Source organism: Erythrobacter sp. HI0063 (assembly GCF_001635685.1).
Lineage (GTDB): Bacteria > Pseudomonadota > Alphaproteobacteria > Sphingomonadales > Sphingomonadaceae > Qipengyuania.
In genome coordinates, this window is the sequence record NZ_LWFF01000229.1 from 1 (window position 1) to 259 (window position 259).

General features: G+C 65.3%; 1 pseudogene. It reads right to left on the reverse strand.

The features are described 5' to 3' along the window. Positions 1-259: pseudogene (locus A3736_RS17545) on the reverse strand (hypothetical protein); the annotation flags it as partial.

Below are 259 nucleotides of genomic sequence, written 5' to 3' on the forward strand. Positions count from 1 at the left end.
TGCCCCGCCTCCAGGATCGGAGCGACCACATCCTCGATAGGGGCAGTGCCCCAGACGAGGGCGGGCATCGGATCGACGAAGAAGACGCCGCGTTGCCCGTATTCCTTCAGCAGGGCGAGCTTGTGGGGCAGGCCCAGCGGGCCTTCGGGCGTGATGCCGGCAATCGAGCGCGCGAAATTTTCGGACCGGTCCACCGGACAGGGCCGGTTCGCCAGCGACGAGGAATATTCCGTATCGACCGTGATGTAGACGGCAGTCA